This is a genomic window from Peribacillus huizhouensis (assembly GCF_014138605.1).
GTDB lineage: Bacteria > Bacillota > Bacilli > Bacillales > DSM-1321 > Peribacillus > Peribacillus huizhouensis.
The window spans coordinates 281,592-295,431 of sequence record NZ_JACJHX010000003.1 but is presented as its reverse complement, the minus strand read 5'-3'; the positions used below and the strand labels follow the sequence as shown (position 1 = coordinate 295,431).

Genomic DNA, 13,840 nt, shown 5'->3' with positions numbered 1-13,840 from the left:
ATACTGTATATTTAAGGTAAACTTCCTCAAGCATACTATTTTAGGAGATGTATAACCTTATGATCCATATATTAATTGCTGATGATGATCTTCATATACGTGAATTGTTAAAGCACTTTCTACAAAAAGAAGGATTTTCCGTCTACTTGGCAGCTGATGGTGTCGAAGCTTCCGATATCCTCTTGGAGCAGCAAATTCAATTAGCCATTATAGACGTGATGATGCCGAATAAGGATGGATATCAGTTGTGTGAGGAAATGAGAAACGATTATGATTTCCCGATTATTTTATTAACTGCGAAAGATCAGTTGATTGATAAAGAAAAAGGTTTTGCTGTGGGAACCGATGATTATGTTACAAAACCGTTTGAGCCTAAAGAATTATTGTTCCGAATTAAAGCACTCCTTCGTCGATTTCAAATGGTCAACGCAGAGAAAATCATCCTCAATCAAACGGTCATTGACCGCAAAAGTTATGAAGTGCATGCTAATGGGAAGCTTTTGATGCTGCCAATGAAGGAATTTGAACTATTAGCTCAGCTAGCAAGCTTCCCTAATCGAATTTTCACGCGAGACGAATTGATTCATCTAATCTGGGGAGCAGATTTTTCAGGGGATGACCGCACAGTCGATGTTCATATTAAGCGTTTACGTGAGCGTTTCTCGAACCAAGATTGCGATTTCTTGATTAAAACAGTACGAGGGGTCGGCTATAAATTGGAGGTTGCCCAACATTGAAAACTCTCTATTTACGTATCGTTTTTACCACTATCTTTGTGATGATTTTAAGCGGAATATTAGCCTTCCTCTTTGCCAATTTTTATTATCAAACTAAGCTTAAACCAGTTAATGACAGGAAAGTGACTCTACTTTCGGAAGACATCGTTACTTTTTATGAAAAGAACCAAGAAATTTCACTTGACGATTATTTAGAAAATACCGCCAACCTCGGCTATCAATTGTATGTAGTGGATCAAAATGGACAAGGTTTCTTTTATGGCGGGGAATTTAGAAAAAAAGAGATCGATTCGGAAATCATTCAGAATGTGCTTGACGGCCAAGTGTATCACGGCATTCTGGATTTCCCCTCAAGTGCCTTTATCACAGGTTTTTTCGATAACGTATTAACGAACACAATCGGAATACGACTGACTGTTGACGGTAAGAACTATGCACTTTTCATTCGTCCGAATCTCGATATGCAGTTTGGTGAAATGCGTATTTTCTTTTCCGTTCTTCTCATTCTTTCGCTCATATTAAGTATCCTCTTCGTCATTATTAGTACGCGGTATATTGTAAAACCAATCAGCAAACTAACCGATGCAACGAAAAGAATTTCCAGCGGAAAATATGATATAGAGCTCGATATGAAACGACGAGACGAAATTGGCAAATTAGCCGAGCATTTTAGAGAGATGGCAAAGAATATAGAACAGCTTGAGAGTATGCGACAGGAATTCGTTTCGAACGTTTCTCATGAAATTCAAGCCCCACTCGCATCCATCCAAGGTTTTTCACAAACTTTGCAATCAGACACTTTACCTGAAGAACAACGGAAGCATTATTTAGCCATTATTGAAGCAGAAACGAAACGAATGTCCCAATTAAGTAAACAATTACTAACGCTCGCTTCATTAGATAAAGAAGAATTTCTTGTAAAAAAGAGCACCTTTGATGTGGCAAAGCAAATTAAACAGGTCATATTTATGGCTGAATGGAGCTGGCAAGAAAAAGAGTTAGCGATTGACTTAAGTTTACCTACAACCTTCATCTACGCCGATCAGCATCTGCTACACCAAGTCTGGACGAATCTTTTAACGAACAGCATTAAATTCACTCCTATTGGTGGAACGATTTCCATTCGGCTCACTGAACAGGAAAATGATTGCATCGTTGAAGTACAAGATACAGGCATTGGGATTGCCAAAAGCGATTTAGCCAATATTTTCAACCGTTTTTATAAAGCAGATCAAGCTAGAACTCCAAGCGAAATCGGAAGTAGTGGATTAGGTCTTGCGATTACGAAGAAAATAGTTGAGCTTCATAACGGACAAATCCTCGTCAAAAGCCAAGTTGGACACGGAACGATTTTCCGAATACAGCTTCCTAGAATGTAAACAACTGTTCATACTCCGTTCATATTGCCGTATTATCCTATATTTAAGTTATTAAATGAATGGAGATGAACAGAAGGATGTTTCTCGCTTTAAGGGAAATGAAACACGCTAAATTACGCTATGTATTAATTGGATTCATTATGGTATTGCTTATCTGGTTGGTCCTGTTTGTTTCCGGATTAGCCAACGGGCTGTCGTCAGATAACGCATCGTCAATACAAAACATGAACACGAATTATTTAGTTCTCCAGCAGGATTCGGACAATCGCTTAACTCGTTCCACCATATCTGATAACAATCTGCAGGATGTGCGCCAATATACCGAAGAGGGGAAGGCTACACCACTTGGCGTGCAAATGACAACCATCACGAAAAGTGGGGCAACAAAAAAATTGGATATTACGTTTTTCGCAATTGATGTAAACAGCATGCTTGCCCCTACAATAAGCGAAGGAAAAATGATCAATCAAAGAACAGCCCATGAAATAGTAGCCGATCGCTCCATACAACTTGAAGGATTTAAGCTCGGAGATGAAATAGAAGATTTGGCATCAGGAGAAACTTTTAAAATCGTCGGTTTCACAGAAGGTCAATCTTTCAGTCATACTCCTGTTGTCTATATGAATTTCAACGGTTGGTCGACCATTTCACATCAACAAACTCCGAATCAGGAAATATTTAATACGATTGCTTTAAACATTTCGGCAAATCAAGCGAAACAAATTGAGAAAAATCTACCGAACGTTGACGTGATTAGTAAAGATCAAGCCCTTCAAGGTATTCCAGGCTATAAAGAAGAACAAGGCTCACTGATAATGATGATTGCATTTCTATTCGTAATTTCTGCTTTTGTATTAGCCGTATTTTTCTACGTTATGACCATTCAAAAAATGAATCAATTCGGTGTCTTAAAAGCAATTGGCGCCAAATCAACGTACTTGGCACGAACCATTATATTTCAAGTACTATTCATTACGATTGTAAGTTTACTAATCAGTATCTCACTTACTATTGGCGTGTCATTCATTTTACCAGATAGTATGCCTTTTAACCTTAGTACTTCATTAGTATTCGGCTGCTCGATTCTTTTCTTAGTAGTATCGATGATCGGCGCGTTACTATCGCTATATCGGGTATCGAAAATTGATGCAATCGAAGCAATTGGGAGGGCTGTATAATGGAAGATTTATTACTTCTCGAGCAGATCAGTAAGGTTTATGGCGATGGCGATACGTCTGTCAAAGTATTGGATGATGTATCATTACAAGTAAAAGCGGGTGAATTCGTCGCCGTTGTCGGACCATCTGGATCAGGAAAAAGTACCTTTCTTTCCATTACAGGTGCTTTATTATCGCCAACGAGCGGGCGGATGATGATTGGCGGTAAGGAGATTCACAAGCTTTCTCCGAAAAAAATGAATCAGCTCCGATTAGAAAAAATCGGCTTCATCTTTCAATCGTCTAATTTAATTCCCTATTTAACCGTTCAAGATCAATTGCTACTCATTCCCGAGTTAAGTGGAATGCATCATACAAATGCAAAAAAAAGAGCCCATAATCTACTTGATCGACTTGGCTTAATGCATAGAAAGAATCATTACCCAGAAAGCTTATCCGGCGGTGAGCGGCAACGTGTTGCCATCGCTCGCGCCTGGATGAATAACCCTGATATTATTTTAGCAGATGAACCAACAGCAAGCCTTGATTCCGAACGAGGACGAGCTGTCGTGCAAATGCTCGCAGATGAAGTGAAACTGCACCAAAAAGCAGCGATCATGGTTACCCATGACAAGCGCATGCTTGATTTATGTGATCGTATCGTCTATATCGAGGATGGAATACTGTCAGAAAAGAAAAAAAAATAGAAGACTAGTACCAAAGCGGGTGGCCTCAAACGAAGGGTCAGACACCATACCCATCAAGTTAAGAAATTCATTGATCCCCAAAACTAAAAAATTTTATCTTCCCATGGAAAACTATGGGAAGATAAAATTTCTCGTTTTGGGGATCCTTCAAAATATTAGTTTGATGGGCATGTAACAGTACCCCTATATGAGATTCATAATCGGGTGGCAGGTTATCTTAATGAGATGAATGAAGATATTGGTGATTGTGCCTTAGCAGATCATCGAGATCACGTACACTGCCAGATTTGTTAAAGCAGGTAGGTTCAGGAGCTAAAAGGCTTCTTTTTTTTTGTTGAAGAAAATTATTAAAATTTGTTATAAGGTCAAGGACGTTCAATAGAGATTTCGGGCGGCAGCACTACATCATGTAATCCAAATATCGAAAAATTTCAATCGGGAATTAAAAAATCCCCCTTACTCAAGAAGATGTAAGAGATGCAGAGGAAAGGTTGAAACGTTTTGCTCCATATATAGCCAAGGTTTCCCCTGAAACAAAAGGGACAAATGATATCATAGTATCTCCTTTAGTGAGAGTCCCTGCCTTGAAACAATCCTTCGAACAGAATTATCAACAACCTATATTAGGGGAATTATTACTAAAATGTGATAGTCACCTTCCTATCTCAGGAACTATTAAAGCAAGAGGTGGGATTTATGAAATTCTCAAACATGCAGAAGAATTAGCTTTTCAACATCAATTGTTAACGCTTCAAGATTATTATTCGATTTTAGATAGTGATAGGTTTCGAACCTTCTTCTCACAATATTCAATCACAGTAGGCTCCATTAATTCACAGATAACTTATTGTTGCTTTTCTATAGCAACAAAGTTTATGAAAAAAGATTTAATTAAATAAAACTTTTTGCAGAAGAACGACGTTTTAGTATTGTATTCAAAAATGATACACAGCAAGGGAGTAAAATGATGTTCAAAAAAAGAAAAATAGAAAAAGCATTTATTCAATTCGTGACTGAAAATGAAGCAAACTTATACCGTTTTGCCTATAATTATGTAAAAAATCAACAAGATGCATTAGACGTGGTTCAGGAGTCTATTCGAAAAGGGCTATGTTCGATTCACAAGATTGAAGATGTGTCAGTAATTAAAAGTTGGATGTATCGAATTGTAATAAATACTTCGATTGATAGCAACAGAAAGCATAAAAAAGTACATCCAATGGAAAGTGAAGCCATTGAATTACATTTACTAGGCGGTACAGATAAATATGAAAATATAGATTTGAAAAATGCGCTCGAGTCGCTACCGCATAATTATCATGCCATTATTTTACTTCGCTTTTTTGAAGATCTGAAGATCGAAGAAATAGCCAAGGTATTAGAGGAAAATGCTAACACCATTAAAACGAGATTATATAGAGCACTAAAGCTATTAAGAATAGAATTAGAAGATGGAATTCAGGAGGATCAAAGGTATGAAAAGAATGAAACAACTTATAAAAGAATATCAAAATATTGAAATCCCAGAAGAATTACAAACAGTGGTTAAGCAGGCACTACGTCAAGAAAAGAAAAGAAAACCTAAAAAAATAATTATAGGAATTGCAGTTGCAGCTATTTTATTTATTTCGAGTGTGAACACAAGTTCAACTATTGCATATGCTTTTTCTGATATTCCGGTTTTAGGTAAAATGGTAAACTTAATTACGTTTAGAGAGTATAGAGTTAATGAGGATACTTATAATGCAAATATTAAAGTGCCTGCAGTTACCAACTTAGACAATAAAGATTTAGAAAAAAGTTTAAACGAAAAATATTTAAAAGAAAATGAAAAATTATATCAAGAATTTTTAAAAGACATGGAAGAGGTAAAGAAAAGTGGAGGTGGCCATTTAGGAATAGAAAGTGGTTATGAAATTAAAACAGACAACAAACAACTTCTTTCAATCGCTAGGTATAATGTGAATACGGTAGGCTCTTCATCAACGACAATGAAATTTGATACGATTGATAAAAAAAATCAAATTCTAATAAATCTACCAAGTCTATTTGAAGATGAGGATTATTTGGATGTAATTAGTGAAAATATAAAAGAGCAAATGAAAGCACAAATGAAAGCGAACCCTGAAGTGTCATATTGGGTAAGTGGGATCGGTGAAGAAATATTCGATCCATTTGAAAAGATAGTTAAAGAGCAAAACTTTTATATAAATAATCAAGGGAAGTTAGTTATTTCATTTGATAAATATGAGGTTTCTCCTGGTTTTATGGGTGTGGTGGAATTCATTATTCCAACTGAAGTCATCCAAGATCAATTAGTGAGTAATGAATATATAAAATAGGATTTGTTTATCATTTTATTGATTTTACAGTAATTTGGAATAACAATCCTGTTACATTTATTGTTATAAATAGTATAAGTCCATTGAGGTGTTATTAATGACCAAAAACGGACCGAATATCATAGATTGTTGTTTTTGTATCATCGTACCCACCCACATAAAATTGATACTCTAATTATACAGAAAAAAGGTATAATCTCTTCACAATATGAAGGATTACACCTTTTTCTATTAGGAGGGGTTTTTCAGTGCCCTCTGTTTTTGCTTGGTCCTTTGTTCTTTCATTTTAATGAGCCGAACTTTTCCTAAAGTTACTGCCTGAAACATCAGCAACATTCTCTATGGCGATTAGGGCTTTCGGGTCTATTTCTTGAGCAATGGTACGTAAATTAGATAATTCGATCCGAGATACTATCGTATATATGATCTTTTTGGGCTCATTACTATAAACACCCTCACCATGAATATACGTGATGCCGCGACCTAATTCCTGTATTAAGGAATTTGCAATTTCTTCTGGCTTATCAGAAATAATCGTTACAGATTTTAATTCTTCCATACCTTCAACGACAATATCAATCATTTTATAAGCAATAAAATAAGTAATAATCGAGTACATAGCTGTTTCCCAACTAAATACTAATAAGGCAGCAAGGACAAAAATAAATAAATTGACAATCATGACAAATTGTCCGACTGATACAGGTCGTTTCTTACTTACAAGAATGGCAATAATTTCTGTACCGTCTAAAGCACCACCCGTTCTAATAACTAAACCAACACCTGCTCCTAGTATGACTGCACCTACTACCGTTGCTAAAAATAAATCATTGGTAAACGGCTCAAAATGATGTAAATAAGATGTAAATATCGATAAAACAATAACACCATATAAAGTATGAAGGGTAAACATCGTTCCTATTCGCTTATAGCCGATATAAAGAAAGGGAATATTGAAAATAATGAGAAAGATACTCATGTTTAAACTAGTTAATTCGGCTGTGATTATCGAAAGACCAATAATCCCACCGTCTAAAATAGCATTAGGAACTAAAAATAATTCAAGCCCGACAGCAGCAATAATAGCACCAATTGTAATCATAATTAATTGTTTAACTTCTTTTACTACCCGTTTTTTCTTTGTCAATCCCATCTAAATCAAGCCTTTCCTATTTAAATACATGATTAATCATACATGAAAAAAAGCCTGAATGAAAAAAAGAAAGAACTATTAATTCAAAAAACAAGTCTATTGTTGGTAAAAATCGTTCGAAGATGAGGAAATCAAACATAATAGGGGCACAATTCGGATACACAGTTATTCTCGGTACTTATCAATCATGCAACAATCACCTTCATCCTTTGGAAGAATAAGTGAAGCTTCAATCAGCGGGGTCTTGACTATCCGTTAATGCGGGATAAAGTTGGATAGAGTACGCCATTTCACTCTATTTTTTTGACAGAAACCAGGTACAACGAAGATTGTAATTGAAAGAGGAATCTCTACATAATAAACGAGAATTACTTCCTGTCACTTTCTTTTTCCTAAAAAAAGGGATGCCCATAAAAAGACCAGGCCCACATCTACACTCAAAACGGTGGATAGACTGTGAGGTCCGAGCTTTTGGGACATCCTCTTGTACTGCTTTATTACCAAACAAATAAGCCGACAATCATGGCACTTAATAAGGATACCGCAACGCCGCTTACGAGAAGCTTCCAGACGTTTTTACCGATAATCGCTGATTTTCCTTCTGATAATACCGAATTATATGTTCCATAAATCATACCTACTGTACTAAAATTCGCAAATGACGTTAAGAACGTCGTGGCAACCGCAATTGTATGAGGAGGCAGTGTATCTAAGTTTTTCTTTAGATCCATCATGGCAACAAATTCATTCGTGGCCAATTTAATTCCCATTAACTGCGCGACATACATGGCATCATGTCCTGTCAAACCAAGTAAAAAGGCAAATGGACTAAAAATGACTGAAAAGATTTTTTGAATCGTCAGACCATCTACAATGACACCCAAAATCCCATTAACGCCAGCAGTAAGAGCTACATAGCCAATCACCATGGCTAATATAACGATAACCATATTCATACCAATTAACATACTATTCGAAATCGTGGAGAAGAAATCCTTTTTCTCCTCTTTTGGTGGTACATAAATAATATCTTCTTCTTTTGGCACATGGATTGGATTTAAAATACTAACTAAAATGAGTGCATTTAAACAGTTTACAGGTATCGCTGTAAAGACATATTCTGCCGGGACCATTGATAAGTAGGCACCAATAATCGATCCACTAATACTACTCATACTCATAATTCCAAAGGTAAGCAAACGATTGTCCTTTAAAACAGAGAGCTGATCGCGAATAACCGCTAATGCCTCTGTATTTCCTAAAAACATCATTTGAATCGAGAAAAAGCTCTCAAGTTTAGGCAAGCGTGACACTTTAGAAATCACCCAGCCAACTTTATCAATAATCCAAGTTAAAATGCCAAAATAAGATAGAATATCAAAGAACGTAACAACAAAAATAATCGGTAACAATGCACTAAAGAAAAAGTCTACAGTTTCATTCGCCATAACCGATGGGAAGACAAAGGCTATTCCTTCACTTGCACAGGCAATTAACCACGTAAAGAATGAGGCAATTTTAGTAATAACCCAGCTCCCTATTGTTGTTCCTAACATAAACCATGTAATAAGCAATTCGACAACGATCAGGGAAACAACGGGTCTCCATTTTACTTCTTTCTTATTCGGAGAACATAAAAATACAACGCCTATCACAACAAAAACGCCTAAAAGATTTAACAAAAAGTACATGAAAGCAGCTCCTAGATGTGGATTTTTACAAGAGTAACAGCGTATTCGCCTGAGATCGCAACTATATCTTTTTTTATGCAATTCGTTAAAGGCTAAGGTGCTGGATTTTGCTGTGTAGCAACACTACTATAATTATCTACAACTAAAAACCCTTTATACGCCAAACAACAAAAAAGCCCTTACTTTTCATTTATTCTGATCAACAGAAAGAATGAAAAATAAGAGCTTAAAGGAAGAGAACTATGGATTAGACAAAACATATCTACTACAAATTTCTTTCCATCTACATTTCAAACTTTCTTGTAGTCTAGTATTTTACGGCTACTAGGTAGAGACGATCAGACCATATTACTGATAATATACAAGAAGTATTTTTGTAACGTTTTTCAATTGTTATGAACAAATAGTACGTGTTCACTTATAAATAATCAATACTTTGAATGTTATTCGGAATAGCAAAATTCGCGGGAAAATTCATAATCATTTTAAAAAGAGTCTATTACAGAGCACATTCTTCGATTTCAAAACCTAGTTCGGCAATCATTCTCCAATCATCTAATGGTTGTTGACCTTCTGTCGTTAAGTAATCACCAACGAAAATCGAATTAGCTGCATACAAACCTAGCGGCTGAAGCGAGCCTAGGTTCACTTCCCGTCCACCAGAAATCCGAATTTCTTTCGCAGGATTTACAAACCGCATCATTGCAAGGATCTTTAAACAGTTTATCGGCGTTAAATCTTTCTTACCGCTTAATGGTGTTCCTGTAATGGCCACGAGAAAGTTACAAGGTATCGAATCAGCATCTAAATCACGCAACTCAAAGGCGATATCTACTCGCTGCTCATCATTCTCCCCCATTCCAAAAATAGCACCAGAACAAGGTGAAATTCCTGCTTCTTTAACTTGCTGTACAGTGTCTATTCTTTGGTCATACGTATGTGTTGTACAAATCTCCTCATACTGATCACGATGTGTATTGAGATTGTGATTGTAACGATGTACCCCCGCATCTGCTAGAGCTTTCGCATGATCTGGATTCAAGAACCCTAAACAGCAACAAATCTTTAAATTTGTCGTTTCTCGAATCTCTTTTACTGCGTCAACAACATGTGAAATTTCTTTATCAGTAGGACGTCTTCCAGAAGCAACAATACAATATGTACCCGCTTTACGATAAATAGCCTCTTTTGCACCTTGAATAATTTTCTCCTTCGTTAGCCAGGCATATTTGTCAATCGGTGTTTCTGCAACGATTGACTGTGAACAATATCCACAGTTTTCAGGACAGAGACCTGACTTTGCATTAATAATCATATTCAATTTAACTTTATTTCCATAGAAATGATGACGAATCTTATAAGCAGCATTCATTAATTCTAAAATCTGTGTATCTTCTATTTGCAAAAGAGACAGGGCTTCGTCTTTACTCACTGCTTCCCCACTTATTACTCGCTCCGCTAATTGTTGTAGCTCCATTTCTTTTATCATATCCATTTCTCCTCTTTTCTGTAGAATCTCTATAATGTTAACCTAAAAATAAAATTGGTTGACATTTGAATTATAAATCATGCAGAATAATATTCAAGTAAAAAAATAAACGAGGTGAAATAATGAAAAATACAACCATAGCGTTCGCAGCATTATTCGCTGCCTTAACCGCAATAGGGGCATTCATTAAAATTCCTATTCCCTTTATTCCCTTTACACTACAAATTTTATCTGTCTATCTTGCTGGTGCCCTATTAGGGCCTAAGCTTGGCAGTTTAAGTCAACTTTGCTATGTGTTAATCGGATTAGTCGGATTACCAATCTTTACAGAAGGAGGCGGACCCAGCTATCTTCTAAAACCGACATTTGGCTATTTAATTGGGTTTATATTGGGAGCATATACAAATGGCTGGTTCATTCAAAGATTTAATTTAAAAAGAGTCTATTCTATTTTCTTTGCGAACGTAAGTACCCTCCTCATTGTGTACTTCTTTGGATGCATTTGGCTTTATGGAGCAATGAAATGGGTGATTGAAAAACCTCTTTCTCTTCATGAAACATTGTTATTTGGTTTCTATTTACCTGCTCCTGGTGATCTACTATTAGCTTTTATGAGTGCTGTCATCATATCTAAAGTTCGTCCAAGATTAAAACATATCATTATTAAGCAAGGAGCTGCATAAAAGATGGGCAAATCATTCTTTATTACAGGAACAGGCACTGATATTGGCAAAACGATTGCTACTGGTTTTTTATACTTCACATTAAACAAGCTTGGCTTGAAAACAACTGTATTTAAACCTTTTCAAACAGGGTTAATTGAACAAACACAAACTTATCCAGACTTAGACTGGTTCTCGTCAGTCATCGGCGTTAGCAATGCTGGATTCTATGCTTTGGAACCTGAAGCTTCACCCCATCTAGCGATTAAGCTACAAGGTGCCAAAGTGAACATCGAAGCGGTTTTACATAGACTGAAAGAATTAGAACAAACGAATGATATCGTCTTAGTCGAAGGAGCTGGAGGTTTAGCCGTTCCTTTAATTGAACGAGAAGATGACTTTTACATGACAAAAGATTTTATTAAAGAAGCGAATATGCCTGCTATTCTTGTGAGTCCAAGCGGTCTTGGTTCGATTCATGATGTATTAACAACTAACCAATATGCTAACCATTATGACATTCCTATTCAATTATTATTTTTCAATAGATTTGAAGAAACGAACCCCATTCATCTAGACAATATCGAGACCATAAAGCGAATCGTTCAGTTGCCTGCTTTAGCTATTCCTTTTTTTGAAGATCTCAAAAATGAATTAGAACGCTATTCCGAAAGTTGTATTCAATCCGAATCATTCAAGAAACAAATCAAGGAGGTTTTCATTCATGGAACACGATGAGATGCAAAATTTAGAAAACTGGGATAAAGAATATGTCTGGCATCCATTTACTCAAATGAAGAATTATCAACAAACTAAACCGCTGATTATTGAAAGAGGACAAGGTAGCTATTTGTATGATATTGAAGGCAAGAAATATTTAGATGGCTATGCTTCTCTATGGGTAAATGTCCATGGACATAATGTTCCTGCGTTAAACGAAGCACTGATCCATCAAGTACATCAAATCGCTCATTCTACTCTATTAGGTTCTGCCAATGTTCCTTCAATACTACTAGCAAAAAAATTAGCAGAAATCACGCCAGGCAACTTACGTAAAGTTTTCTATTCTGATACAGGTTCTGCTTCCGTTGAAATCGCCTTAAAAATCGCTTATCAATATTGGCAAAATACTAATCTGGAAAAATATAAAAATAAACATACATTTATCTCCTTAGACGATGCGTATCATGGTGACACCATCGGTTCCGTCAGCGTAGGTGGTATGGATTTATATCATCGTATCTTTGAGCCATTGCTCTTCAAACGTGTCTCATTACCAACCCCTCACACGTATCGAATGACAGAATTTGATCATACCGAAGATGTTAAGAATTTCTGCTTACAGCGGTTAGAAAGCTTACTTCAAGAAAAAGCTGATGAAATAGCTGGTATCATCATTGAGCCTTTAGTACAAGGAGCAGCGGGAATAATTACTCATCCATCTGGTTTCTTAAAAGGTGTAGAAAACCTATGTAGAAAATATAATGTTCTCCTTATTTGTGATGAAGTGGCAGTTGGCTTTGGGCGCACCGGAACAATGTTTGCCTGTGAACAAGAAGAGGTTGTACCTGACATATTATGTGTAGGAAAAGGGATAACTGGTGGCTACATGCCCCTCGCAGCAACGATTACAAGTCAACAAATTTTTGATGCTTTTTTAGGAGAAAAAGAAGAGCATAAAACGTTTTACCATGGTCATACATACACTGGTAACCAACTAAGCTGTTCCGTTGCACTAAAAAATATTCAATTAATGGAAGAAACAGCATTAATCAAAAAAGTTCAAAAAAATGCTTCATTCGTAAATGAACAATTACAAGACTTATATAAGCTAGACATTGTAGGAGACATTCGGCAACGAGGATTAATGGTTGGGATAGAGATTGTACAAGACAGAGTAACGAAAACCATTTTCCCCATTCAAGAAAATAAACTTGATAACATTGTCTTAGCTGCACGGCAAAAAGGACTGATCATCCGCCAATTAGATCAAGTATTAACATTTATGCCTGTTTTAGCGATGAGCCAAAATGAGCTAGAAGAAGCCATTAAAATAATCTATCAATCAATTTTAGAAAATATGTAACTTGCTCGTTTAATAGAAAATTCAGTAGTCTAAAAACTACCAATAAACATATAGTGCATTCCCCAACAATTTCCTTGAGTTAAACTTATTTATTGCAATTCTAAGGCTTAAGACACAAAATGGGTACATTCGAGTAGAATCTAGAGTATCCCCATTTGAAAATGTTAAGTGACAATAATGTTGTTTAATATACGCCAGTCATGCTCAACAATCGGACGCTTATCTGTAATAACGATAGCGTCTTTCTTTATGTAAAGGGCCATATTGATTAATAAAGGCTCTTTTTTTAAAGATTGTTGATTTTAGCAAATAACAAATTCGAGCAGATGTTGATTGTAGTGAAAGATGCGAGACTCCTGCGGGAAAAGCGTGTTGAGGGAGACCCCGCAAGTGCCGAAGCACTGAGGAGGCCCCTGAGACCGCCCGCGGAAAGCGAG

General features: G+C 36.2%; 12 protein-coding genes, 1 pseudogene and 1 riboswitch. Of the genes and pseudogenes, 10 read left to right on the top strand and 3 right to left on the bottom strand.

Features of this window, described 5'->3' with window-relative positions; translation table 11 throughout:
* Positions 1-59 precede the first annotated feature (59 nt).
* The 7 genes and pseudogenes from HNP81_RS07050 (at position 60) to rsiV (ending at position 6,322) form a co-directional block, all read left to right on the top strand.
* Positions 60-737 (top strand): response regulator transcription factor, encoded by a 678-nt coding sequence (locus tag HNP81_RS07050; RefSeq protein ID WP_182502082.1) that lies wholly within the window; start codon positions 60-62, stop codon positions 735-737.
* A complete protein-coding gene (locus tag HNP81_RS07045) occupies positions 734-2,116 on the top strand; it encodes a sensor histidine kinase (RefSeq protein WP_182502081.1) in 1,383 nt (460 codons plus the stop codon). The genes HNP81_RS07050 and HNP81_RS07045 overlap by 4 nt, the downstream gene beginning before the upstream one ends.
* A gap of 77 nt (positions 2,117-2,193) precedes the next feature.
* Complete coding sequence (locus tag HNP81_RS07040) at positions 2,194-3,294, top strand: ABC transporter permease (RefSeq protein ID WP_182502080.1); 1,101 nt, start codon at positions 2,194-2,196, stop codon at positions 3,292-3,294.
* Positions 3,294-3,980 carry an ABC transporter ATP-binding protein gene (locus HNP81_RS07035; RefSeq protein WP_182502079.1) on the top strand — a complete coding sequence of 229 codons (687 nt, stop codon included), beginning with the start codon at positions 3,294-3,296 and terminating at the stop codon, positions 3,978-3,980. The genes HNP81_RS07040 and HNP81_RS07035 overlap by 1 nt, the downstream gene beginning before the upstream one ends.
* A 411-nt stretch (positions 3,981-4,391) precedes the next feature.
* A pseudogene (locus HNP81_RS07030) lies at positions 4,392-4,807 on the top strand (D-serine ammonia-lyase); the annotation flags it as partial.
* Positions 4,808-4,947: 140 nt separating this feature from the next.
* Positions 4,948-5,499: an RNA polymerase sigma factor SigV gene (sigV, locus tag HNP81_RS07025; protein ID WP_182502078.1), complete on the top strand. Its 552-nt coding sequence runs from the start codon at positions 4,948-4,950 to the stop codon at positions 5,497-5,499.
* A complete protein-coding gene (gene rsiV, locus HNP81_RS07020; protein WP_182502077.1) occupies positions 5,456-6,322 on the top strand; it encodes an anti-sigma-V factor RsiV in 867 nt (288 codons plus the stop codon). Before sigV ends, rsiV begins: the two co-directional genes overlap by 44 nt.
* 286 nt (positions 6,323-6,608) lie before the next feature.
* Here the strand turns inward: rsiV and HNP81_RS07015 are convergent, their stop codons facing one another.
* From HNP81_RS07015 to bioB, 3 genes are all read right to left on the bottom strand, one after another.
* The gene (locus HNP81_RS07015) at positions 6,609-7,475 is read right to left on the bottom strand and encodes a YitT family protein (protein WP_182502076.1); all 867 of its coding nucleotides are present in this window, start codon (positions 7,473-7,475) and stop codon (positions 6,609-6,611) included.
* Between the two features lie 497 nt (positions 7,476-7,972).
* Entirely contained in the window at positions 7,973-9,166 is a 1,194-nt protein-coding gene (locus HNP81_RS07010) for a purine nucleoside transport protein NupG (protein ID WP_028392371.1), read from the bottom strand.
* Between the two features lie 283 nt (positions 9,167-9,449).
* A riboswitch (purine riboswitch) is annotated at positions 9,450-9,551 on the bottom strand.
* Positions 9,552-9,665: 114 nt separating this feature from the next.
* On the bottom strand, positions 9,666-10,661 hold the full coding sequence (gene bioB, locus HNP81_RS07005; RefSeq protein ID WP_182502075.1) for a biotin synthase BioB: 996 nt from the start codon (positions 10,659-10,661) through the stop codon (positions 9,666-9,668).
* 116 nt (positions 10,662-10,777) lie between these two features.
* Between bioB and HNP81_RS07000 the strand changes: the two genes are divergently transcribed.
* From HNP81_RS07000 to bioA, 3 genes are read left to right on the top strand one after another with little or no spacing between them, the layout of a single operon-like run.
* Positions 10,778-11,338: a biotin transporter BioY gene (locus HNP81_RS07000; RefSeq protein WP_182502074.1), complete on the top strand. Its 561-nt coding sequence runs from the start codon at positions 10,778-10,780 to the stop codon at positions 11,336-11,338.
* A 3-nt stretch (positions 11,339-11,341) separates the two neighbouring features.
* Positions 11,342-12,055 (top strand): dethiobiotin synthase, encoded by a 714-nt coding sequence (bioD, locus tag HNP81_RS06995; protein WP_182502073.1) that lies wholly within the window; start codon positions 11,342-11,344, stop codon positions 12,053-12,055.
* Positions 12,042-13,403 (top strand): adenosylmethionine--8-amino-7-oxononanoate transaminase, encoded by a 1,362-nt coding sequence (bioA, locus tag HNP81_RS06990; RefSeq protein WP_182502072.1) that lies wholly within the window; start codon positions 12,042-12,044, stop codon positions 13,401-13,403. The genes bioD and bioA overlap by 14 nt, the downstream gene beginning before the upstream one ends.
* Positions 13,404-13,840: the final 437 nt, after the last annotated feature.

Excerpts from the sequence above, each read along its gene's own strand:
- bioB (WP_182502075.1), bottom strand. The coding sequence starts at position 10,661 with ATGGATATGATAAAAGAAATGGAGCTACAACAATTAGCGGAGCGAGTA.
- HNP81_RS07035 (WP_182502079.1), top strand. The coding sequence starts at position 3,294 with ATGGAAGATTTATTACTTCTCGAGCAGATCAGTAAGGTTTATGGCGAT.
- HNP81_RS07015 (WP_182502076.1), bottom strand. The coding sequence starts at position 7,475 with ATGGGATTGACAAAGAAAAAACGGGTAGTAAAAGAAGTTAAACAATTA.
- HNP81_RS07050 (WP_182502082.1), top strand. The coding sequence starts at position 60 with ATGATCCATATATTAATTGCTGATGATGATCTTCATATACGTGAATTG.
- HNP81_RS07000 (WP_182502074.1), top strand. The coding sequence starts at position 10,778 with ATGAAAAATACAACCATAGCGTTCGCAGCATTATTCGCTGCCTTAACC.
- sigV (WP_182502078.1), top strand. The coding sequence starts at position 4,948 with ATGTTCAAAAAAAGAAAAATAGAAAAAGCATTTATTCAATTCGTGACT.
- HNP81_RS07010 (WP_028392371.1), bottom strand. The coding sequence starts at position 9,166 with ATGTACTTTTTGTTAAATCTTTTAGGCGTTTTTGTTGTGATAGGCGTT.
- rsiV (WP_182502077.1), top strand. The coding sequence starts at position 5,456 with ATGAAAAGAATGAAACAACTTATAAAAGAATATCAAAATATTGAAATC.
- bioD (WP_182502073.1), top strand. The coding sequence starts at position 11,342 with ATGGGCAAATCATTCTTTATTACAGGAACAGGCACTGATATTGGCAAA.
- HNP81_RS07040 (WP_182502080.1), top strand. The coding sequence starts at position 2,194 with ATGTTTCTCGCTTTAAGGGAAATGAAACACGCTAAATTACGCTATGTA.
- bioA (WP_182502072.1), top strand. The coding sequence starts at position 12,042 with ATGGAACACGATGAGATGCAAAATTTAGAAAACTGGGATAAAGAATAT.